The sequence below is a fragment of the Pseudomonas halotolerans genome (assembly GCF_039581215.1).
GTDB lineage: Bacteria > Pseudomonadota > Gammaproteobacteria > Pseudomonadales > Pseudomonadaceae > Aquipseudomonas > Aquipseudomonas tehranensis.
On sequence record NZ_JBCNTJ010000004.1, the window covers coordinates 34,783 to 54,920 of the forward strand.

The following is a 20,138-nucleotide window of genomic DNA, read 5'->3' on the forward strand; positions in this document are numbered from 1 at the left end:
TGAGTATAGGAAAATGGCAGGGGCGGCTGGATTCGAACCAACGCATGGCAGGATCAAAACCTGCTGCCTTACCGCTTGGCGACGCCCCTGTATCTGTTGCTGCGAGTGCCCAGCACTCGATTCCTTTTAGAGCAGACTTTGCAGCTTGCGATGCAACATCGAAACGTTGCTTCCTTTCGCTACAAACCCTGTAAGGGTCTCTGTCAGAAGGGCCGAGACTTTATCAGCTTCAGCTTTGCTTGGGAAGCCCCCAAACACACAACTTCCAGTGCCGGTGAGTTTTGCTTCGGTAAATTTACCTAACAAATTCAAAGCGTTACGAACATCTGGATAACGCCTTGCTACCACCGGTAAGCAGTCATTTCGACTGTTTCCCTTGGGAACGGGGCGCACTTTAATGGGAGGAGAGTTACGTGTCAACAGTGGATCTGAAAAAATTTCTGCTGTACTTACAGATACTTGCGGCACCAGCACCAAGTACCAGGGTTCCTCGGGGTCTACCGGTGTGAGTTTTTCCCCGACGCCTTCGGCAAAAGCCGCGTGGCCCCGTACGAAAACCGGCACGTCGGCGCCCAGCGTCAGGCCCAATGCAGCCAGACGATCGGCGTCCCAATTCAGTTGCCACAGGTGGTTGAGCCCCAGCAAAGTCGTCGCCGCATTTGAGCTGCCGCCGCCGATGCCGCCGCCCATGGGCAGGATTTTCTCGATCCAGATATCAATGCCCAGCGAACAACCGGATTGCTCCTGAAGTTTTTTCGCGGCTTTGACGATCAGGTTGCTGTCGTGAGGAACGCCTTGGAATTCGGTGTGCAACTGAATCACGCCGTCGTCACGCACGGCAAAAGTGATTTCATCGCCGTAGTCGAGAAACTGAAAAATTGTCTGCAACTCGTGATAGCCGTCCGGACGACGGCCCAGGATATGCAACATCAGGTTGAGCTTGGCCGGGGAGGGCAGGGTCAGGCGTGCAGCGGTCATGTCATTGCCCCAGCTTGCGCGGCTGCCATTGCTTGATCACCAGCGTGACGTCCAGGTTGCTGCCATGCAGTTTGATGCGCTCGGGCAGCCAGTAACCGTTTTGCTGGGCATAACTTAAGTATTCGATCTGCCAGTTGTCCTGCTCCAGATTGGACAGGCGACTGTCGGCATCGAGGGTCAGGCGGCTTTTGCTGTCCGGTGCCGGCAGGCCGCGAACCCACCAGGTCAGGTGGGATACGGGCAGCTTCCAGCCCAGTTGCTCTTCCAGCAAGGCTTCCGGGGAGGGGGACTCGTAGCGACCCTGATTGGCCACTTCCAGTGAAACCTGGCCTGGCCGACCGGTCAGGCGCGCCGCGCCGCGACCCAGTGGGCCGGACAGGCGAATGTCGTAGTAGTCCTGGCGTTGCAGCCAGAACAGTGTGCCACTGCCCGAGTCTTTCGGTGCGCGTATGCCGATCTTGCCGTCGATCTGCCAGCCGTCGAGACCGCTCAGTTGTTCCTTGTGCTCGCGCCATTGGGCCGGGTTGCCGTGGCCCTGGACGGATTCTCGGGCGCCGAAGCCGGCACAACCGGCGAGCAGGGCGATAAAGCTGAAAACGATGAAGTGGCGCAAAAACATAATTTTAAAGGGTCTCTGATCCGGTCAGGCGTTTGATGGTACCGCGCAAGATGGGGCTGTCGGGCTGTTCCTTGAGGAACTTGCTCCAGATCTGCCGGGCTTCGCGCTGTTTGCCGTTGGCCCACAGGACTTCGCCCAGGTGCGCGGCGACTTCCTGGTCGGGGAAACGCTCCAGGGCCTGGCGCAGCAGGCGTTCGGCCTCGTCGAGGTTGCCCAGGCGGAAATGCACCCAGCCAAGACTGTCGAGCACCGCCGGGTCTTCCGGGTTGAGCTGGTGGGCCTGTTCGATCAGCACCTTGGCTTCGGCGTATCGGGTGGTGCGATCGGACAAGGTGTAGCCCAGGGCATTGAGGGCCATGGCATTGTTGGGGTCGCGCTGGATGATCAGGCGCAGGTCTTTCTCCATCTGGGCCAGGTCGTTGCGTTTTTCCGCCAGCATGGCACGGGTATACAACAGGTTCAGGTCGTCCGGGTATTGCTTCAACGCCTGATCAAGCACAGTCCAGGCTTTGCCACCCTGATTATTGGCCGAGAGGGTTTCTGCCTCGATCAGATACAACTGGATGCCGTAGTCCGGCTGCGTGTCCCGCTGCACGGCGAGGCGACTCTGGGCCTCGGCCGTTTTGCCGTTGCTCATCAGAATATCGGCCTGGCGCAACTGGGCCGGCAGATAATCGTTGCCTGGGCCGACCTGAGCGTACTCGAGCAGCGCACTCTCAGGGTCGTTGCGTTCTTCGGCGATGCGGCCCAGGTTCAAGTGGGCGGAGTCCACATGCGTTCCCCGGGCAATCAGGTCTTCCAGGTGGCCCTTGGCTTCTTCCCACGCTTTGGCTTCCAGGCATACCAATGCCAGGGAATAGCGCAATTCATCGTCTTCAGGGTACTGCTGGACCAGGCTGGAAAACTCCACCTTGGCGTCGTCCATGCGGTCGTTTTCCACCAGCATGCGCGCGTAGGTGAGGCGCAGGCGTTTGTCGTCCGGGTATTGCCTGATGCTTTTTTCCAGCAGCGGCAGGGCTTCGTCGCCGCGGTTCGAGCCTTGCAGCAAGCGTGCACGCAGCAGAATCGGCGCCACTTCGCCCGCTTGCGGCGGGTTGTTTTCCAGCAGGGTAAGGGCGCCTTGGGTGTCGCCATCCTGTTGCAGCAGCAGGGCCTTGCCAAAAATCAGTTGGCCGTTATCGGGATGACGCAGCAGCAGGCGATCAAAGCTTTTAGTCAGGCCGTCGCGGGTTTCCTGGTCGGTGTCGGCCGCTGACAGCGCAAGGAAATCGAAATGGGTGTCGCCCTTGCCCAGCAGGACTTTCTCCATGTACACCATGGAGTCGTCGTAGCGTCCGGCCCGCGCCAGTTGCACGGCGGCGGCGCGTTGCGCTTCGAGGTCCTGGGGGGCGTTTTTGGCCCAGATCAGTGCGGTATCCAGGGCGGGCTGGTCGGCACCCAGGTATTCGGCAATGCGAAACGCCCGCTCGGAAATGCCCGGGTCCTGCGTATTGATGGCCTGGGTGACATAGTTGTCCAGCGCAATGTCGAAGCGATTGCGCTGGCCTGCCAGTTCGGCGCTCAACAGGCTGAAAATGGTTTCTTCGCTGAATGAGCTGTAGACCTTGGGCTTTTCTGGGGCCTGGGTGCTGTCTTCGACCGGCGGCGTACCGTCTGTCGACACGGGGGCCATGGACTGACAGCCGCCGAGCAAGGCAAAAGCGAGGAGCAACGCGGAAGATCTATTCATATAGGAAAAGGACGACTAACCTGCGGTCGGATCATCATGACACAAGCCTTGGGTCAAACATAACCGGCCCGTCGATTTACGCCGTGTGCCACGACGATAGAGATCGAGTGGTTGTTCTGAATCTGGCGAAGTAGGACAATTGCCGGCTTCACGTCACTATCAGCGACCTTGAATGGCCTTCCTTGCACTTGGTATTAACCACAAGACTGCTTCCGTAGACGTCCGCGAGCGCGTGGCCTTTACGCCTGAGCAACTGGTTGAGGCCCTGCAGCAGCTTTGCCGACTCACCGAGAGCCGCGAGGCTGCCATCCTCTCCACCTGCAATCGCAGCGAGCTATATATAGAGCAGGATCACATTTCGGCCGATACCGTGCTGCGCTGGCTGGCCGAATATCACGATCTGAGCCTTGAAGAGCTGCGCGCCAGTGCCTATGTGCATGAAGATGATGCGGCCGTTCGTCACATGATGCGTGTTGCCTCCGGGCTCGATTCGCTGGTGCTGGGCGAACCGCAGATTCTCGGTCAGATGAAGTCGGCCTACGCCGTGGCCCGCGAGGCCGGCACGGTCGGGCCTCTGCTGGGGCGCCTGTTCCAGGCCACGTTCAATGCCGCCAAACAGGTGCGCACCGACACGGCCATTGGCGAAAACCCGGTGTCCGTGGCATTTGCCGCGGTCAGCCTGGCGAAACAGATTTTCAGCGATTTGCAACGCAGCCAGGCGCTGTTGATCGGCGCGGGAGAGACCATCACCCTGGTTGCCCGCCACCTGCACGACCTGGGGGTCAAGCGTATCGTCGTCGCCAACCGTACCCTGGAGCGCGCCAGTACCCTGGCCGAGCAGTTCGGCGCCCATGCCGTGTTGCTGTCGGACATCCCGGCCGAGTTGGTGCACAGTGACATCGTCATCAGCTCCACCGCCAGCCAGTTGCCGATCCTGGGCAAAGGCGCGGTGGAAAGCGCCCTGAAACTGCGCAAGCACAAGCCGATTTTCATGGTGGACATTGCCGTTCCCCGGGACATCGAGCCGGAAGTGGGCGAGCTGGACGATGTTTATCTCTACAGCGTCGACGACTTGCACGAAGTGGTCGCCGAGAACCTCAAGAGCCGGCAAGGCGCGGCCCAGGCAGCTGAAGAGATGATCACCGTCGGCGCCGAGGATTTCATGGTGCGCCTGCGCGAGCTGGCGGCGGTGGACGTGCTCAAGGCTTATCGTCAGCAGAGTGAACGCCTGCGCGACGAAGAGCTGCAGAAGGCCCGGCGCCTGCTGGCAAATGGTGGCAGTGCCGATGAGGTGCTGGTGCAACTGGCTCGCGGCCTGACCAATAAATTGCTTCATGCTCCCAGTGTCCAGCTCAAGAAGCTGACCGCCGAAGGCCGCCTCGATGCGTTGGCCATGGCCCAGGAACTCTTTGCCCTCGGTGAGGGTTCACCGGATAGCTTTTCGGATAAAAAATCGCAATGAAAGCGTCACTGCTCAATAAACTGGACATTCTCCAGGACCGTTTCGAGGAACTGACCGCCTTGCTGGGCGATGGTGAGGTCATTTCCGACCAGAATAAGTTCCGCACGTATTCCAAGGAATACGCCGAAGTCGAGCCGATTGTCGCCACCTATAAACAGTTGCTCAAAGTGCAGGGCGACCTTGAAGGCGCTCAGGCGTTGCTCAAGGACAGCGACCCGGACCTGCGCGAAATGGCGGTCGAGGAAGTCCGTGAAGCCAAGGAGCAGTTGCTTGAACTTGAAAGCAACCTGCAACGCATGCTGTTGCCCAAGGACCCTAATGACGGTCGCAATGTGTTTCTCGAGATCCGTGCCGGGACCGGCGGCGACGAGGCGGCGATATTCTCCGGTGACCTGTTCCGCATGTATTCGCGTTACGCCGAGCGTCGCGGCTGGCGGGTGGAAATCCTCTCGGAGAACGAAGGCGAACACGGCGGCTATAAAGAAGTCATCGCCCGGGTAGAGGGTGACAACGTCTACGGCAAGCTGAAATTCGAATCTGGCGCCCACCGTGTACAGCGTGTACCGGCCACTGAATCTCAGGGACGCATTCACACTTCGGCCTGCACCGTGGCGGTTTTGCCCGAGCCGGACGAGCAGGAGGCCATCGAGATCAACCCGGCGGACCTGCGGGTCGACACCTATCGCTCCTCGGGTGCGGGCGGTCAACACGTCAACAAGACCGATTCGGCGATCCGCATCACTCACCTGCCTTCGGGCATTGTGGTCGAGTGCCAGGAAGAACGTTCCCAGCACAAGAACCGTGCGCGTGCCATGTCCTGGTTGTCGGCCAAGCTCAACGATCAGCAGACCAGCGCCGCAGCCAATGCCATTGCCAGCGAACGCAAGCTGCTGGTGGGCTCGGGGGATCGCTCGGAGCGGATCCGTACCTACAATTTTGCCCAGGGCCGGGTCACCGACCATCGCGTCAACCTGACGTTGTATTCGCTCGACGAAATTCTCGCGGGCGGCGTCGATGCGGTGATCGAACCGTTGCTGGCTGAATACCAGGCCGACCAGTTGGCTGCAATTGGCGAGTAAGCACAGGTGAATATATGACCATCATCGCCAGTTTGTTACGCGCCGCCGAGTTGCCTGATTCGCCCACACCTCGACTGGATGCCGAATTGTTGCTCGCTGCAGCACTGGGCAAGTCCCGCAGCTTCCTGCACACCTGGCCCGAGCGAATCGTGCCAAGCGAAGCGGCGTTGTTGTTCTCTGAGTACCTGCGCCGCCGTCGTTCTGGCGAGCCAGTGGCTTATATCCTCGGGCAGCAAGGCTTCTGGAAGCTCGACCTGGAAGTGGCGCCCCACACCTTGATTCCGCGCCCCGACACCGAACTGCTGGTGGAAACCGCGCTGGCCTTGCTGCCTGCCGCGCCGGCCAGGGTTCTGGATTTGGGCACCGGCAGCGGCGCAATTGCCCTGGCATTGGCCAGCGAGCGTCCGGCCTGGGCAGTCACCGCAGTCGATCGTGTGTTGGAGGCGGTGGCCCTGGCCGAACGCAATCGCCAGCGCCTGGACCTGCGCAACGTCACGGTGCTGAGCAGCCACTGGTTCAGCGCTTTGGACGGCGAGCGTTTTGAGCTGATCATCAGCAACCCCCCCTATATAGCCGCCACCGATCCTCACCTGGCCGAGGGCGACGTGCGGTTCGAGCCGGCCAGCGCCCTGGTGGCAGGACACGACGGGCTTGATGATTTGCGCACCATCATCGCCCAGGCCCCCGATCATCTAAAAGCGGGTGGCTGGTTGATGCTCGAGCACGGTTATGATCAGGCCGACGCGGTGCGTGATCTGCTGCAAACCCAAGGGTTTGCTGAAGTCCACAGCCGCAGGGACCTGGGCGGGCATGAGCGTATCAGCCTGGGGCGCCTGCCGTGCTGAACGATCAGGAGCTGTTGCGCTATAGCCGGCAGATTCTGTTGCAGCACGTCGACATCGACGGGCAACTGCGACTCAAGCACAGCCGTGCATTGATCGTCGGCCTCGGCGGCCTTGGCGCTCCGGTGGCGTTGTACCTGGCCGCTGCAGGCGTCGGTGAATTGCATCTGGCGGATTTTGATACAGTCGACCTGACCAACCTGCAACGCCAGATCATCCACGACACCGACAGTGTGGGCCTGAGCAAGGTCGATTCGGCGATGCGTCGCCTGACGGCACTCAACCCCGATATCACGCTGGTGCCTCACCCACAGGCCATGGACGAAGACACCCTGTCTGCTGCCGTCGCGGCGGTGGATGTGGTGCTCGACTGTTCCGACAATTTCTCCACCCGCGAAGCGGTGAACGCGGCGTGTGTCGCCGCGGGCAAACCGCTGGTCAGCGGTGCGGCAATTCGCCTGGAAGGGCAGTTATCCGTGTTTGATCCGCGCCGTTCGGAAAGCCCCTGCTATCACTGCCTTTACGGCCACGGCAGTGAAGCCGAATTGACCTGCAGCGAAGCCGGGGTGCTCGGGCCGCTGGTGGGGTTGGTAGGCAGTCTGCAAGCCCTTGAAGCCTTGAAACTGTTGGCCGGCTTCGGCGAGCCACTGGTGGGGCGTCTGCTGTTGATCGACGCCTTGGGCAGCCGTTTTCGTGAGCTGAGGGTCAAGCGTGATCCGGGGTGCGCCGTCTGTGGTAGTCAGCATGAGTGAAGCGCCGGTCGGTGTGTTCGATTCGGGTGTCGGCGGGTTGTCGGTGCTGGGCGAGATCCGTCGCCTGCTACCCAATGAGTCACTGCTCTACGTTGCAGACTGTGGGCATATTCCCTACGGCGAGAAAACCCCGGAGTTCATCCGGCAGCGGTGTGCAATCATCGCCGACTTTCTCCATCATCAGGGTGCCAAGGCGCTGGTGGTGGCTTGCAATACCGCGACGGTCGCAGGGGTCGCCGATTTGCGTCGCGATTATCCCCACTGGCCCATTGTCGGCATGGAGCCGGCGGTCAAACCGGCGGCCGCTGCCACCCGTAGCGGCATTGTCGGTGTGCTGGCAACCACCGGCACACTCCAAAGCGCCAAATTCGCCGCATTACTTGATCGGTTCGCCACCGATGTACAGGTGATCACCCAACCATGTCCCGGGCTGGTAGAGCTGATTGAAGCCGGTGATCTCGATAGCCCGGCCCTGCGTCAATTGCTGCGGGGCTATGTCGAACCGTTACTGGCCGCCGGCTGCGACACGTTGATCCTGGGCTGCACGCATTATCCGTTCCTCAAGCCATTGCTCAAGCAGATGGTCCCCGAGCACATCAGCCTGATCGACACCGGTGCCGCCGTTGCCCGACAACTTCAACGCCTGCTTGATGAGCGCAGGCTCCTGGCGGCCGGGCCCGCCAGCGAAACGCGGTTCTGGAGCAGCGCTGATCCGATACATTTAAGAAATATCCTACCCGCGCTATGGAATTCGTCTGGCATTGTGCGAAGCTTCAGTCTGTAAAAAAAAACATGAAAAATGCCTAAGTCGGCTGAACTTCTGTTTTAACGCGGATTTCTATAGCTTTGTCTGTTTGTAAGAAAACTAACTAAGTCTGTTCGGAAAAGGATGTTTCTAATGAAGCGTTTATTCTGCTTGGCTGCACTTGCGGCTGCATTGTTGGGGCACACTTACACCGCACAAGCGGCAGGTGTGGAGTTTGGGGTAGGGCAGACCGGCGAGTCGACCATGACCTATCGCTTGGGCATGCAGTTCGACTGGGACAAGAGCTGGTGGCAGAGTGACGTCGGTCGCCTGACCGGCTACTGGAGTGGTGCCTATACGTACTGGGAAGGGGATGAGGCTTCCAGCAACCACAGCCTCTCATTCTCGCCCGTGTTTGTGTATGAATTTGCCGGCCAGAACGTAAAACCCTACATCGAAGCGGGTATCGGTGTGGCGTTATTCGAGAACACCCAAGTGGAAAACAACCAACTGGGGACTGCTTTCCAGTTCGAGGACCGCATTGGTCTGGGGCTGCGCTTCAATGGCGGACATGAAGTGGGTATTCGCGCCACTCATTACTCCAACGCAGGCATCAAGTCGACCAACGACGGTATTGAAAGTTACGCGCTGCACTACACGATGCCGCTGTAACACCCAAGTCCTGTGGGAGCGGGCTTGCTCGCGAAAGCGGTGGGTCAGTCAATAGGAACGTGCCTGACCCAACGCTTTCGCGAGCAAGCCCGCTCCCACAGTCAGTGCCTTGATTGGCTACTGATACGCCGTCGCAATCCCTTTGCGTTCCTCGATACATTCCGGTGCGCCCATCTCGAACTCGCGGCAGATCAACGGGCGTTTTTCGTAGATCGTGCACATCATGCTGTCGCGATCCAGCGCCGCGCACCAGCCATCATCGAGCCGCAACATCACTTCCCCACCCCATTCGTCCGTGTCGATAAAGCGTTCAGGCACGCCAGTGTCAGTGATCAACATCACTTCCAACTGGCAACAGCACGCCGCACACGTCGAACAAGTGACGGCAGGCAGGGGGATTTGTTGGACAGGGATAGTTTTCATGACGCGCAGTGTAAGGCAACCCGACCTCTCAGGGTTGGCCCTTGATCGGGCGCCCGTTACCCGCTTTATTTGAGTCGACATCAGCCAACATGGACTCGGTCGAGGAGGGCAAAGGCCAGAGTGTGGTCATGGACGAAACGGGAAGCTCCACTTCATGGGGGCGTGCGGCCAGTTGTGTCAGCACGTGATTCGCTGCCGTTTCGGCCGTCCACAGCACGGGGGCCGGAAAACAGTCGTCGAGGCTGCGCGAAGGGCTGTCAAAGCCCGGGTGAACCAGCGTCACGTCGATGCTCTCGGCCGCCAGCTTGACGCGAGCCGACTCGAACAGAAAACGCGTCCCCTTGCCATCGGCTTCGGTATACGACGGCGGCAGGTAAGTCGCCGGGCTGGTGATACCCACCAGATGGGATCGGTTGCCTGCGCGCAGCAGTGGCAGGGCCGTGTGAATGCAGAAGCTGGCCGCTATCAGATTGGTGCGCACAATGTGTTCGATGATCGATGGGTCGGTGAGTTGGCTGTCAATATATTCGGCTGTTCCGGCGTTGAGAATCACGGTGTCCAGAGAGCCCCACTGTCGGGCAATCTGTTCGCCGATCTCACGTACGGTCTGGCTGTCGGTCAGGTTGCCGGGTACCGCCAGTACTTGACCCGGATAACGTGCCGAAAGGTCTTCGCACGAGCGCGAAGAGCGCGAGCTAACGGCCAGATAAGCACCAGTTTTGAGTATCGCTTCGGCCAACGAAACACCGATGCCGTTGCCGGCACCTGTCAGCCAGTATCGCTTTCGAATTTCCAGACCCATTCCATACTTCCTTTCGACCGAGCTGCGTGGGCGAGCTTGATGTAAGACTGTATGGCCGCAGCATTGAAATTGCATCTTGCGATCGGGAATTTTTTCTGTTCGCTGATCGCCCGGTTTCTACTGAATGCTTATCGCGTGGGCAGGTTTCTGAACGCCTGCAGTGCACGCGACCGGGACTGACTCAGGTCGACAATCGCTGGAGGGTAATCCGCCACGTCAAACAATCCGCCCTGCATCTTTGGGTTATGGACCTGTTGCTTGTCAAGATCGTTCAGTTCAGGTAACCAGCGTTTTATGAACAATCCTTCCCGGTCGAATTTTTCCGATTGACTCAAAGGGTTGAAGATCCGGAACCAAGGCGCCGCATCCGTCCCGGTAGAGGCGCTCCATTGCCATCCGCCGTTGTTGGCGGCCAGGTCGCCGTCGATCAGGTGTTGCATGAAAAAGCGCTCACCCTCGCGCCAGTCGATCAGCAGGTTCTTGGTCAGAAACATCGCGACCACCATCCGCAAACGGTTGTGCATCCAACCGGTTTCCAGCAGTTGACGCATGGCCGCGTCGATAATCGGCAGGCCAGTGCGTGCCTGTTTCCAGGCCGCCAGCTCTTCGGGGGCGTTGCGCCAGGCCAGCGCTTCGGTTTCCGGGCGGAACGCACGGTGGCGGGATACACGCGGATAGCCCACCAAAATGTGTTTATAGAATTCACGCCAGAGCAATTCATTGATCCATGTCACAACTCCGACGCTTCCGCTCTCGAATTCACCCTGGTTGGCCTGCAGTGCCGCGTGCAGGCATTGACGGGGCGAGATCACACCGGCCACCAGGTACGCCGAGAGCTGGCTGGTGCCAGGCCTGGCGGGAAAATCCCGTTCGCTCTGGTAATCCTCCAGGTGTTGCTCCGTGAAAGTGTCCAGGCGTCGCCGGGCTTCGTTTTCACCGGCTGGCCAGAGGGCGCGCAGCTTTTCACTCGCAGGCGGGAAGCCTTCGACTTGGGTGGGTACCGAATCGCTGACAATACCGGTGGGTGCCTGCCGGGTAGGCGTGGCGACCAGGCTTGGCAGCGAAATGTGCAGGCGGCTGTAACAGACCTTGCGAAACTGGCTGAACACCTGGAAATAGGTACCGGTTTTGGTCAGCACACTGCCGGGTTTGAACAGCAATTGGTCGAGGTGGCTGTGAAATTCGATGCCCTGGCTCTGCAACGTTCGGGCAACGTCGGCATCGCGGCGAGTTTCGTTCAAGCCGTATTCTTCATTGACATGGACGGCGTCAATTTTTAGCTCCTGGCACAACGAGAGCAGAATCTGCGGTGCCTGATCCCAGCGCGGCGCGTGGCGGATCAGCAGCGGGATGTTCAACTCCTCCAGGGCAGTGCTCAACGAGGTGAGGTTACGCAGCCAAAAGTCGATCTTGCACGGCGCGTCGTCATGAGCGCGCCATTGTTCCGGGCTCGGCAAGTACACCGCCACACACGGCCCCCGGGTTGCTGCGGTGGCCAGGGCGGTGTTGTCGTGCAGGCGCAGGTCGCTGCGCAGCCAGATCAGTTGCAGGCGGTTTTTCATTTAAATAAGTTCTCTGCGGCTCAGTTCGCGGTAAGCCGATAACGGATCTTCGGCCCACGTCAGATTGTCGGTCGAGACGCCTGTGGATAACCGCGCATGATGAATCGACGCAGCCGGGCCGGCGATGATGATCGGGCAATCAACCCCACTGAGCAGTTTGGGCAGTTGGGACAGGTTCAGCGCGTTACTGGAATACAGCAGCACTGCGCGGGCCTTGAGGCGTTCGATGGCCAAGGCCAGTTCGCCCGCGGGTATCGGCCCATCGAACACTTCCACGGGGCAATCGGCGCTGCTGGCCAGCCAGGCGCTAAGCCACAATTGGGGTTCCAGGGGCAGGTCCGAATGGTTGACCAGCAGCAATGGTGCGCCGCGCAATTGACGATTGTTGTGGTAAATCCGGCTGCCGAATTTGCTGCGCAGCCAGGAATACAGAAACACCCGTTCCAACTGCGCACCAAACTGGCCTTGCCAGCGCAATTGCAGCTCGGCCAGCAACGGCAACAACAACTGTTCGCACACCGTCCAAGGCGGATAAAGCGCCATGGCCTGGTTGACCAAGTCATCGACCTGACGCTCGGCCAGTTGCGTGACTGCCTGGACCAGGGCGTGGCGCTGACGCTGCCAATCGTTTTCCAACGGTTCATTGGGCGGCTGCGGCGTGTCGAGCAGCGGTTTTATCTTGCTCACCGCCACCCCGCGATCAATCCAGGTGAGGATGCTCAAAATGCGCTGCACATGTTCGGCATTGAACAGTCGGTGGCCCTTGGGTGTGCGGTGCGGCACGATCAGGCCGTAACGGCGCTCCCAGGCTCTTAGCGTGACAGCATTCACGCCCGTTTGGCGGGCGACTTCGCGTATGGGCAGCCAGCCCTGCGCCAGGGCTTCGGCGAAGTCGGCCCCCAGGTCTTCGCTGGCGCTGGAATCAGGTTCGCTTTTCATCAAATGGCATTTCGCAGGCTGAGGTTTTCCGGGTGCGGCTGCAGGTAGACCTGCTGCGCCAAATAGGGATCGGGATGCAGGCGCAAGTGATGCTTGAGCAAGGTCAGCGGCACCACCAACGGCACGATGCCGAGGCGGTATTGCCCGATGAGGTGTTGCACTTCCTGTTTGTCCTCGGCGTTGATGGCGCGTTTGAGGTAACCGCTCAGGTGCTGCAGCACATTGGTGTGAGTGCGGCGGGTGGCGCATTTCTTCAAGGCAGCCATCAGGGCGCTGAAGTAGCGCGCGCCCAGTTCGTCAGGGTCGGCCTTGCCCATATTGCCCAACATATTGCCCAAGGCCTTGTATTGCACCGGGTTATGGGCCATCAACAGATATTTGTAGCGCGAGTGGAAGTGGATCAGGGCACGGCGTGTCAGGCCTTGGCGGCGCAGCGGTTGCCAGGCTGCGTAGGCAAATACCCGGGTCAGGAAATTTTCCCGCAGCACCGGGTCGTTCAGGCGCCCGTCTTCCTCCACCGGCAAATCGGGGTGGTGCTCACAAAACGCCTGGGCGTAGATGCCGCGTCCGCCGCCATCCTGTGGCACGCTGTTATGATCGTAGACCTTGACCCGCTCCAGTCCGCAGGAAGGCGACTTCTGCATGAAGATGTAGCCGCAGATGTCATCCAGTTCCTCGGCCATCCGGTGTCCGTAATCGGCCAATGGCCGGGTTACATTAAGCTCGTGCCGGACCGTGCCAACCGCTTCAGGCCGTTCGGGATTGCCCACCAGCCGGATCGGCTCGCGAGGGATGCCCAGGCCGATGGCGACTTCAGGGCAGACCGGCACGAAGTCGAAGTACTCAACCAAGGTGCGGCTGCATAGCTGCGATTGCTTGTGTCCGCCGTTGAAGCGAACTTCAGCGCCCATCAGGCAGGCGCTGATAGCGATTTTCGGTTTGGCGACGGCATCCTGGGGCATGGGCGACCTCTGATTTCAAAATCTTGTACAAAATAACATTCGTGTACAATATTTTCATCATAGATCCGAACGGACACAAGTCAACCGCTTTTATGTGTGAGAGGGGCGATGTGGTTTTCGCAGACAGGCTGCTGCCTGGTTCGACAGCAGCGGGTGACGCGCGATCGCAGGTTTTATTGCAGGCTGGCGTGCAGGCGGCGGGCGGCCTCCTGACCGCTTAGCCAAGCGCCTTCGACGCGGCCGGACAGGCACCAGTCGCCACAGACATACAGGCCCAGGTCGGCATCGGCCAAGGCGCCCCACTCGTGGGTGCCTGAGGGGCGCGCGTAAAGCCAGCGGTGGGCCACGCTGAAGCTGGGCGCAGGCATCGCACTGTGCAGCAACTCGGCGAAGGCACCATGCAGGTGTTCGATCACTGCCTCCTTGGCCATGTCAATGTGTTGGCGGCTCCAGTCGCTGGTGGCGTGCAGCACCCAGGTGTCGAGCTTGCTGTCACGTCCCGGTTTGCTGCGGTTGCGAGCCAGCCAGTCGAGGGGGCTGTCTTGGACGAAGCAGCCTTCCATGGACGTATCCAGCGCTGTTTCGAAGCCCAGGGCCACAGCCCAGGTGGGGTCCATCTTCACGCCAGCGGCCACTGCGGCCAACTTCGGCACGGCCGCCAGCAGTGCTGTGGCCTGGGGCGCGGGCGTGGCGATCACCACCTGGCCGAAAGGGCCATGGGTGAAGCCTTCGGCGTCCTGCAAGTGCCAATGTTCCTGACCGCGGTAGACCTCGGTGATGCGGCAGGAGAACTGCACCTGTAACTCGCCAAGCAGGGCACGGGTGATGGCGCTCATGCGCGGAGTGCCGACCCAGCGGGTCTGCTCATCCGGCGACGGGCTCAGTTGCCCATTCTTGAAATGATAAAGCTGCGGTGTCCATTCCGCCGCCCAGCCTTGGGCTTGCCAACGCTGGACCTCCATCACGAAGCGGCGGTCGCGAGCGGTGAAATACTGCGCGCCCATGTCCAGTGCGCCGGCATCACTGCGCTTGCTGGACATGCGTCCGCCACTGCCATGGCTTTTATCGAAGAGTTGAACAATATGCCCGGCCTCCGTCAGGGCCTGGGCGGCTGAAAGTCCGGCGATGCCGGTGCCGATGATTGCGATAGGTACAGTCATGAGGGCCTCGTTTACCTTTCTGTACAGACTACGCCGTCGTTTAAACCTGTACAATTAGGGTTTTTGGTATAAGTTTTACCGTTCGCGTTTTGACAGGGTGTCCTATTGTTAAACACAGACCCTGCCTGATACGAAAAATCCCTGCTTATAAAAATAGACTAATGGGCCGGGTAAAACGCGATGCGAGGAACACTTCATGCACATATTGCTGACCGGCGGTACTGGTTTGATCGGACGTCAACTCTGCAGCCTTTGGTTGAAGCAGGGCCATCGCTTGACGGTGTGGAGTCGTCGACCCGAAGTAGTGGCAAAACTCTGCGGCGCGCAGGTGCGGGGCGTCGCCAAGCTCGACGAAATTACCGAGCCGGTGGAGGCGGTGGTCAACCTCGCAGGGGCGCCGATTGCGGATAGACCCTGGAGCCACAAACGCAAGATGTTGTTGTGGAGCAGTCGCATTACCCTGACAGAAGTATTGCTGGCATGGCTGGAGCGTTGCGAACAAAAACCTGGGCTGTTGATTTCCGGTTCCGCGGTGGGGTGGTACGGCGACGGTGGTGAACGTGAGCTGACCGAAGACTCGGGACCGGTGAGCGAGGACTTTGCCAGCCAATTGTGCATCGCCTGGGAGGAAACCGCGCAGCGGGCCGAGGCCATGGGTATACGCGTGGTACTGGTTCGCACTGGCCTGGTCCTGTCGGCCGAAGGCGGCTTTTTGTCGCGCCTGCTGCCGCCGTTCAAACTGGCGCTGGGCGGGCGTATTGGCAATGGTCGGCAGTGGATGCCGTGGATTCACATCGCCGATCAAATCGCTCTGATTGATTTTCTTCTGCACCGCGATGAGGCCAGTGGTCCTTATAATGCCTGCGCACCGAACCCGGTGCGCAACCGCGATTTTGCCAAGGCCCTGGGGCGCGTTTTGCATCGGCCGGCCGTGGTGCCGATGCCTGAGCTGGTGCTGAAGGTTGCACTCGGCGAATTGTCACTGCTGTTGCTGGGCGGCCAGCGCGCGACGCCGGCCCGATTACAGGCGGCGGGTTTCACTTTCCGGTTCACTGATTTGCATGCGGCTCTCGACGACTTGTCGGGCCGCCTTTGAAATAGGACGTTGCATGACCGATCACGCGTTGCTTTTGGTGAATCTGGGTTCGCCTGCTTCCACTTCGGTGGCCGATGTGCGCCGCTACCTCAATCAGTTTCTGATGGACCCCTACGTCATCGACCTGCCATGGCCGGTGCGGCGCTTGCTGGTGTCGCTGATCCTGATCAAGCGCCCAGAGCAATCGGCCCATGCCTATGCATCGATCTGGTGGGACGAAGGCTCGCCGCTGGTGGTGCTCAGCCGTCGTTTGCAGCAAGCCATGACTGCGCAATGGACCCAGGGGCCGGTTGAGTTGGCGATGCGTTATGGCGAACCGTCCATAGAGTCGACCCTGGTGCGCCTGGCAAGCCAGGGCCACAAGAAGATCACGTTGGCGCCTCTGTATCCGCAATTTGCTGACAGCACGGTCACCACGGTGATCGAAGAAGCCAAGCGGGTGGTGCGCGAGAAGAAGCTCGATGTGCAGTTCTCGATTCTTCAGCCGTTCTACGATCAGCCGGAGTACCTCGACGCCCTGGTGGCCAGCGCCAAGCCGCATCTGATGCAGGATTACGATCATCTCCTGCTGAGCTTCCACGGCTTGCCGGAGCGGCACCTGACCAAGCTCGACCCCACCGGTTTTCATTGCTTCAAGGACGCCGATTGCTGCAAAAATGCACCGCCTGAGGTCATGGCGACGTGTTACCGCGCGCAATGCATTCGCACTGCCGACCTGTTCGCCCAGCGCATGGGGCTCAAGGATGGGCAGTGGTCGGTGTCGTTCCAGTCGCGCCTGGGGCGCGCCAAGTGGATCGAACCCTACACCGAAGCGCGCCTGGATGAACTGGCTAAAAGTGGCGTGAAAAAAGTGCTGGTGATGTGCCCGGCGTTCGTGGCCGACTGCATTGAAACCCTGGAAGAAATCGGTGATCGCGGGCGTGAGCAGTTTCGTGAGGCGGGCGGGGAGGAGTTAGTGTTGGTGCCGTGTCTCAATGATGATGCGCAGTGGGCGCAGGCGTTGAGCACTTTGTGTGAGCGGGCACCGATCGCCTTGTAATACAAGCCTGTGGCGAGGGAGCTTGCTCCCGCTGGGTTGCGCAGCGACCCCAAACTTAGCGAGCGCTTCGCACTCGAGCGGGAGAAAGCTCCCTCGCCACATTATGTACAGGCTGATTTATAGCAGCGGCTCATCCGCCTTCTTGTGCTTCCAGCCGTCATTGCCCGGCAGGATCAGGTTCAGGGCGATCGCCACCACCGCGCACAGCGCGATGCCTTTGAGGCCGAAGTCGTCCGGGCCGGTGCCGGTGCCTACCAGCACACCGCCGATACCAAACACCAGCGTCACCGAAACGATCACCAGGTTACGCGCTTCGCTCAGGTCGATCTTGTGGCGAATCAGCGTGTTCATGCCCACCGCCGCGATCGAACCGAACAACAGGCACAGGATCCCGCCCATCACGGGCACCGGGATGCTTTGCAGCAGTGCGCCGAACTTGCCGATGAACGCCAGGCTGATGGCGAAGATCGCCGCCCAGGTCATGATTTTCGGATTGTAGTTTTTGGTCAGCATCACCGCGCCAGTGACTTCGGCGTAAGTGGTGTTGGGCGGGCCGCCGAACAGGCCAGCTGCCGTGGTGGCGACGCCATCGCCGAGCAGGGTGCGGTGCAGGCCGGGTTTTTTCAGGTAGTCGCGACCGGTCACGCTGCCCACGGCGATGACCCCGCCGATGTGCTCGATGGCCGGCGCCAGGGCCACCGGTACGATGAACAGGATCGCTTGCCAGTTGAACTCCGGCGCGGTGAAGGCCGGCAGGGCGAACCACGGCGCGGCGGCGATCTTGGCGGTGTCCACCACCCCAAAATAAAACGCCATGGCAAAGCCCACCAGCACGCCGGAAATGATCGGCACCAGGCGGAAAATGCCTTTGCCGAACACCGCAACGATCAGGGTGGTGAGCAGTGCCGGCATCGAGATCAGCATGGCCGTCTGGTAGGCAATCAGTTCGCTGCCGTCACCGGCCTTGCCCATGGCCATGTTGGCGGCAATCGGTGCCATGGCCAGGCCGATGGAAATGATCACCGGCCCAATCACCACCGGTGGCAGCAAGCGGTCGATGAACCCGGTGCCCTTGACCTTCACCGCCAGGCCCAGGAAGGTGTAGACGAAACCGGCCGCCATCACGCCACCCATGGTCGCGGCCAGGCCGAACTGGCCCTTGGCGAGAATGATCGGGGTGATGAAGGCAAAGCTCGAGGCCAGAAATACCGGCACCTGACGCCCGGTGACGATCTGGAACAGGATTGTCCCCAGGCCCGCGGTGAACAGCGCTACGTTCGGGTCCAGCCCGGTGATCAGCGGCATCAGTACCAGCGCGCCGAAGGCGACGAACAGCATCTGCGCGCCGGACAAAACCTGGCGCCAGAGCGGATCGTTGAACTCATCCTGCATGCTCAAGCGTCCTTCTGCTTGGTGCCGAAGATCTTGTCGCCAGCATCGCCCAGGCCGGGGATGATGTAGCCATGTTCGTTGAGTTTCTGGTCGATCGAAGCGGTGTAAATGGTGACGTCGGGGTGAGCGTCTTCCACTGCCTTGATGCCTTCGGGGGCCGCCACCAGCACCATGGCGCGGATGTCACGGCAACCGGCTTTTTTCAGCAGGTCGATGGTGGCGACCATGGAGCTGCCGGTGGCGAGCATCGGGTCGATGATCATGGCCAGGCGCTCGTCGATTTCCGGCACCAGTTTTTCCAGGTAGGTGTGAGCCTGCAGGGTCTGCTCGTTGCGGGCCACGCCCACGGCGCTGACCTTGGCGCCCGGGATCAGGCTCAGCACGCCTTCGAGCATGCCGATGCCGGCACGCAGGATCGGCACCACGGTGATCTTCTTGCCGGCGATTTTTTCCACCTGGACCGTGCCGGCCCAACCGTCGATTTCATAGGACTCCAGCGGCAGGTCCTTGGTGGCTTCATAGGTGAGCAGTGCACCGACTTCCTGGGCAAGTTCGCGGAAGTTCTTCGTGCTAATGTCGGCGCGGCGCATCAGGCCGAGTTTATGTCTGATCAGCGGGTGGCGGATCTCGAGGATGGGCATGGGGAAAGCTCCGGCGGCGGGCAAAAAAACCGGCCTAGATTAATCTATCCGAGGGTGTTGTCCTATAGACAATACAGAACGTTAGTCCACAAACGCTTGATCTGGCCGGGCGGGATGCGTACCTTTGCCCGCTTTTCCGAACCCGTCCCTCCCCCAACCTCCCCTGGAGAGCGCCATGTCCGCTGATCTCGAGCATATCCGTCAAATCATGCGAGAGGCTGACTGCCTGTACACCGAAGCCGAAGTCGAAGCGGCCATCGCCCGTGTCGGTGCGCAAATCAACGACCAGTTGGCCGATTCCAACCCGGTGGTGTTCTGCGTCATGAACGGTGGGCTGATTTTCTCCGGCAAGCTGCTGACCTACCTGAACTTCCCGCTGGAGGCGTCCTACCTGCACGCCACCCGTTACCGTAACGAAACCAGCGGTGGCGACCTGTTCTGGAAAGCCAAGCCGGAAGTTTCGTTCATCGACCGCGACGTGCTGATCATCGACGACATCCTCGACGAAGGTCACACCCTGGGCGCCATCATCGACTTCTGCAAACACGCCGGTGCCCGCGCCGTGCACACCGCCGTGCTGATCGACAAGGACCACGACCGCAAGGCCCGTCCGGACCTGAAAGCCGATTTCGTCGGCCTGCCGTGTATCGACCGCTACATCTTCGGCTACGGCATGGACTACAAAGGTTACTGGCGCAACGCCAACGGTATTTTCGCCGTCAAAGGAATGTAATTGATGAACCGACCGGGCTTTCTGGATCAAGCGCTGTTCAACGAACTGGCCGAGAAAGCCACGGCCAGTCCTCGCGGGCGGCAACACCATAACTTTCATGAGATGGACGAGCCCTGCCACCGCATGGTGGTTGGCTTGCAGCCCTGCACCTATATTCCACCTCATCGCCACCTCAGTGCCGACAAGGCTGAAACCTTACTGGTACTCAAGGGCCGGCTCGGTGTGCTGATCTTTGATGAAGCCGGAACGGTGGTGGACAAGCGTATCTTGCAGGCCGGTGGCGATTGCCTCGGTGTCGATCTGCCGGCGGGCGTGTACCACGGTTTAGTGGTGCTGGAAGCCGACAGCATGATGTTCGAGTGCAAGGCCGGGCCTTACCGCCCGGTAGGCGACGGTGAACTGGCCCATTGGGCGCCCCGCGAAGGCGCGGTGGGGGTGGCTGAATATCAAGCCTGGATGCGCGCGCAGTTCGACTGAGCGGTGCGGTAGCGAGGCTTCTGTGGCGAGGGAG

The 20,138-nt window shown here is 60.3% G+C and carries 21 protein-coding genes and 1 tRNA gene; 10 read left to right on the forward strand and 12 right to left on the reverse strand.

What is annotated here, in order from left to right:
* Window positions 1-14 precede the first annotated feature (14 nt).
* The 4 genes from AAIS01_RS06875 to AAIS01_RS06890 all read right to left on the reverse strand — a co-directional run bounded on the left by AAIS01_RS06875 (window position 15) and on the right by AAIS01_RS06890 (window position 3,326).
* A tRNA-Gln gene (locus AAIS01_RS06875) sits at window positions 15-89 on the reverse strand.
* Between the two features lie 37 nt (window positions 90-126).
* Entirely contained in the window at window positions 127-978 is an 852-nt protein-coding gene (ispE, locus tag AAIS01_RS06880) for a 4-(cytidine 5'-diphospho)-2-C-methyl-D-erythritol kinase (protein ID WP_343468389.1), read from the reverse strand.
* Between the two features lies 1 nt (window position 979).
* Complete coding sequence (gene lolB, locus AAIS01_RS06885; protein WP_343468390.1) at window positions 980-1,597, reverse strand: lipoprotein insertase outer membrane protein LolB; 618 nt, start codon at window positions 1,595-1,597, stop codon at window positions 980-982.
* Between the two features lie 4 nt (window positions 1,598-1,601).
* Complete coding sequence (locus AAIS01_RS06890) at window positions 1,602-3,326, reverse strand: tetratricopeptide repeat protein (RefSeq protein WP_343468391.1); 1,725 nt, start codon at window positions 3,324-3,326, stop codon at window positions 1,602-1,604.
* A gap of 172 nt (window positions 3,327-3,498) precedes the next feature.
* Between AAIS01_RS06890 and hemA the strand changes: the two genes are divergently transcribed.
* The 6 genes from hemA to AAIS01_RS06920 all read left to right on the forward strand — a co-directional run bounded on the left by hemA (window position 3,499) and on the right by AAIS01_RS06920 (window position 8,878).
* Window positions 3,499-4,788: a glutamyl-tRNA reductase gene (hemA, locus tag AAIS01_RS06895; RefSeq protein WP_343468392.1), complete on the forward strand. Its 1,290-nt coding sequence runs from the start codon at window positions 3,499-3,501 to the stop codon at window positions 4,786-4,788.
* Window positions 4,785-5,867, forward strand: a complete 1,083-nt coding sequence (gene prfA / locus AAIS01_RS06900; RefSeq protein WP_343468393.1) for a peptide chain release factor 1 — start codon at window positions 4,785-4,787, stop codon at window positions 5,865-5,867. The genes hemA and prfA overlap by 4 nt, the downstream gene beginning before the upstream one ends.
* A gap of 14 nt (window positions 5,868-5,881) precedes the next feature.
* A complete protein-coding gene (gene prmC, locus AAIS01_RS06905; protein WP_343468394.1) occupies window positions 5,882-6,712 on the forward strand; it encodes a peptide chain release factor N(5)-glutamine methyltransferase in 831 nt (276 codons plus the stop codon).
* Complete coding sequence (locus AAIS01_RS06910; protein WP_343468395.1) at window positions 6,706-7,461, forward strand: molybdopterin-synthase adenylyltransferase MoeB; 756 nt, start codon at window positions 6,706-6,708, stop codon at window positions 7,459-7,461. The genes prmC and AAIS01_RS06910 overlap by 7 nt, the downstream gene beginning before the upstream one ends.
* Window positions 7,454-8,245: a glutamate racemase gene (gene murI, locus AAIS01_RS06915; protein WP_343468396.1), complete on the forward strand. Its 792-nt coding sequence runs from the start codon at window positions 7,454-7,456 to the stop codon at window positions 8,243-8,245. Before AAIS01_RS06910 ends, murI begins: the two co-directional genes overlap by 8 nt.
* A 114-nt stretch (window positions 8,246-8,359) precedes the next feature.
* Window positions 8,360-8,878, forward strand: a complete 519-nt coding sequence (locus tag AAIS01_RS06920; RefSeq protein WP_343468397.1) for an acyloxyacyl hydrolase — start codon at window positions 8,360-8,362, stop codon at window positions 8,876-8,878.
* A gap of 117 nt (window positions 8,879-8,995) precedes the next feature.
* Here AAIS01_RS06920 and AAIS01_RS06925 read toward each other — a convergent pair whose 3' ends face one another.
* From AAIS01_RS06925 to AAIS01_RS06950, 6 genes are all read right to left on the reverse strand, one after another.
* The gene (locus AAIS01_RS06925) at window positions 8,996-9,301 is read right to left on the reverse strand and encodes a YkgJ family cysteine cluster protein (protein WP_343468398.1); all 306 of its coding nucleotides are present in this window, start codon (window positions 9,299-9,301) and stop codon (window positions 8,996-8,998) included.
* A 28-nt stretch (window positions 9,302-9,329) separates the two neighbouring features.
* Window positions 9,330-10,103 carry an SDR family NAD(P)-dependent oxidoreductase gene (locus AAIS01_RS06930; RefSeq protein ID WP_343468399.1) on the reverse strand — a complete coding sequence of 258 codons (774 nt, stop codon included), beginning with the start codon at window positions 10,101-10,103 and terminating at the stop codon, window positions 9,330-9,332.
* A 128-nt stretch (window positions 10,104-10,231) separates the two neighbouring features.
* A complete protein-coding gene (gene phrB / locus AAIS01_RS06935) occupies window positions 10,232-11,653 on the reverse strand; it encodes a deoxyribodipyrimidine photo-lyase (RefSeq protein WP_343468637.1) in 1,422 nt (473 codons plus the stop codon).
* A gap of 12 nt (window positions 11,654-11,665) precedes the next feature.
* Window positions 11,666-12,604 (reverse strand): MerR family transcriptional regulator, encoded by a 939-nt coding sequence (locus AAIS01_RS06940; RefSeq protein ID WP_343468400.1) that lies wholly within the window; start codon window positions 12,602-12,604, stop codon window positions 11,666-11,668.
* A complete protein-coding gene (locus AAIS01_RS06945; protein WP_343468401.1) occupies window positions 12,604-13,566 on the reverse strand; it encodes a YbgA family protein in 963 nt (320 codons plus the stop codon). The genes AAIS01_RS06940 and AAIS01_RS06945 overlap by 1 nt, the downstream gene beginning before the upstream one ends.
* 173 nt (window positions 13,567-13,739) lie before the next feature.
* Window positions 13,740-14,726 (reverse strand): NAD(P)/FAD-dependent oxidoreductase, encoded by a 987-nt coding sequence (locus AAIS01_RS06950; RefSeq protein WP_343468402.1) that lies wholly within the window; start codon window positions 14,724-14,726, stop codon window positions 13,740-13,742.
* Window positions 14,727-14,922: 196 nt separating this feature from the next.
* Here AAIS01_RS06950 and AAIS01_RS06955 point away from each other — a divergent pair, with 196 nt between their 5' ends.
* Together AAIS01_RS06955 and hemH are read left to right on the forward strand one after the other, a co-directional pair.
* Window positions 14,923-15,822, forward strand: coding sequence for a TIGR01777 family oxidoreductase (locus AAIS01_RS06955; protein WP_343468403.1), 900 nt, complete (start codon window positions 14,923-14,925; stop codon window positions 15,820-15,822).
* A 13-nt stretch (window positions 15,823-15,835) separates the two neighbouring features.
* A complete protein-coding gene (gene hemH / locus AAIS01_RS06960) occupies window positions 15,836-16,861 on the forward strand; it encodes a ferrochelatase (protein WP_343468404.1) in 1,026 nt (341 codons plus the stop codon).
* A gap of 117 nt (window positions 16,862-16,978) precedes the next feature.
* On the opposite strand, the gene AAIS01_RS06965 is transcribed toward hemH, so the two are convergent.
* Window positions 16,979-18,253, reverse strand: a complete 1,275-nt coding sequence (locus AAIS01_RS06965) for a uracil-xanthine permease family protein (RefSeq protein ID WP_092402485.1) — start codon at window positions 18,251-18,253, stop codon at window positions 16,979-16,981.
* 2 nt (window positions 18,254-18,255) lie between these two features.
* Window positions 18,256-18,894, reverse strand: a complete 639-nt coding sequence (gene upp, locus AAIS01_RS06970; RefSeq protein ID WP_030138594.1) for a uracil phosphoribosyltransferase — start codon at window positions 18,892-18,894, stop codon at window positions 18,256-18,258.
* A gap of 175 nt (window positions 18,895-19,069) precedes the next feature.
* Here upp and AAIS01_RS06975 point away from each other — a divergent pair, with 175 nt between their 5' ends.
* Together AAIS01_RS06975 and AAIS01_RS06980 are read left to right on the forward strand one after the other, a co-directional pair.
* Window positions 19,070-19,627, forward strand: a complete 558-nt coding sequence (locus tag AAIS01_RS06975) for a hypoxanthine-guanine phosphoribosyltransferase (RefSeq protein WP_047229412.1) — start codon at window positions 19,070-19,072, stop codon at window positions 19,625-19,627.
* Between the two features lie 3 nt (window positions 19,628-19,630).
* On the forward strand, window positions 19,631-20,104 hold the full coding sequence (locus tag AAIS01_RS06980; RefSeq protein ID WP_343468405.1) for a WbuC family cupin fold metalloprotein: 474 nt from the start codon (window positions 19,631-19,633) through the stop codon (window positions 20,102-20,104).
* Window positions 20,105-20,138: the final 34 nt, after the last annotated feature.

Bases quoted from the DNA above. Each gene is read 5' to 3' on its own strand.
- ispE (WP_343468389.1), bottom strand. From the start codon at position 978: ATGACCGCTGCACGCCTGACCCTGCCCTCCCCGGCCAAGCTCAACCTG.
- lolB (WP_343468390.1), bottom strand. From the start codon at position 1,597: ATGTTTTTGCGCCACTTCATCGTTTTCAGCTTTATCGCCCTGCTCGCC.
- AAIS01_RS06890 (WP_343468391.1), bottom strand. From the start codon at position 3,326: ATGAATAGATCTTCCGCGTTGCTCCTCGCTTTTGCCTTGCTCGGCGGC.
- hemA (WP_343468392.1), top strand. From the start codon at position 3,499: ATGGCCTTCCTTGCACTTGGTATTAACCACAAGACTGCTTCCGTAGAC.
- prfA (WP_343468393.1), top strand. From the start codon at position 4,785: ATGAAAGCGTCACTGCTCAATAAACTGGACATTCTCCAGGACCGTTTC.
- prmC (WP_343468394.1), top strand. From the start codon at position 5,882: ATGACCATCATCGCCAGTTTGTTACGCGCCGCCGAGTTGCCTGATTCG.
- murI (WP_343468396.1), top strand. From the start codon at position 7,454: ATGAGTGAAGCGCCGGTCGGTGTGTTCGATTCGGGTGTCGGCGGGTTG.
- AAIS01_RS06920 (WP_343468397.1), top strand. From the start codon at position 8,360: ATGAAGCGTTTATTCTGCTTGGCTGCACTTGCGGCTGCATTGTTGGGG.
- AAIS01_RS06925 (WP_343468398.1), bottom strand. From the start codon at position 9,301: ATGAAAACTATCCCTGTCCAACAAATCCCCCTGCCTGCCGTCACTTGT.
- AAIS01_RS06930 (WP_343468399.1), bottom strand. From the start codon at position 10,103: ATGGGTCTGGAAATTCGAAAGCGATACTGGCTGACAGGTGCCGGCAAC.
- AAIS01_RS06940 (WP_343468400.1), bottom strand. From the start codon at position 12,604: ATGAAAAGCGAACCTGATTCCAGCGCCAGCGAAGACCTGGGGGCCGAC.
- AAIS01_RS06945 (WP_343468401.1), bottom strand. From the start codon at position 13,566: ATGCCCCAGGATGCCGTCGCCAAACCGAAAATCGCTATCAGCGCCTGC.
- AAIS01_RS06950 (WP_343468402.1), bottom strand. From the start codon at position 14,726: ATGACTGTACCTATCGCAATCATCGGCACCGGCATCGCCGGACTTTCA.
- AAIS01_RS06955 (WP_343468403.1), top strand. From the start codon at position 14,923: ATGCACATATTGCTGACCGGCGGTACTGGTTTGATCGGACGTCAACTC.
- hemH (WP_343468404.1), top strand. From the start codon at position 15,836: ATGACCGATCACGCGTTGCTTTTGGTGAATCTGGGTTCGCCTGCTTCC.
- AAIS01_RS06965 (WP_092402485.1), bottom strand. From the start codon at position 18,253: ATGCAGGATGAGTTCAACGATCCGCTCTGGCGCCAGGTTTTGTCCGGC.
- upp (WP_030138594.1), bottom strand. From the start codon at position 18,894: ATGCCCATCCTCGAGATCCGCCACCCGCTGATCAGACATAAACTCGGC.
- AAIS01_RS06975 (WP_047229412.1), top strand. From the start codon at position 19,070: ATGTCCGCTGATCTCGAGCATATCCGTCAAATCATGCGAGAGGCTGAC.
- AAIS01_RS06980 (WP_343468405.1), top strand. From the start codon at position 19,631: ATGAACCGACCGGGCTTTCTGGATCAAGCGCTGTTCAACGAACTGGCC.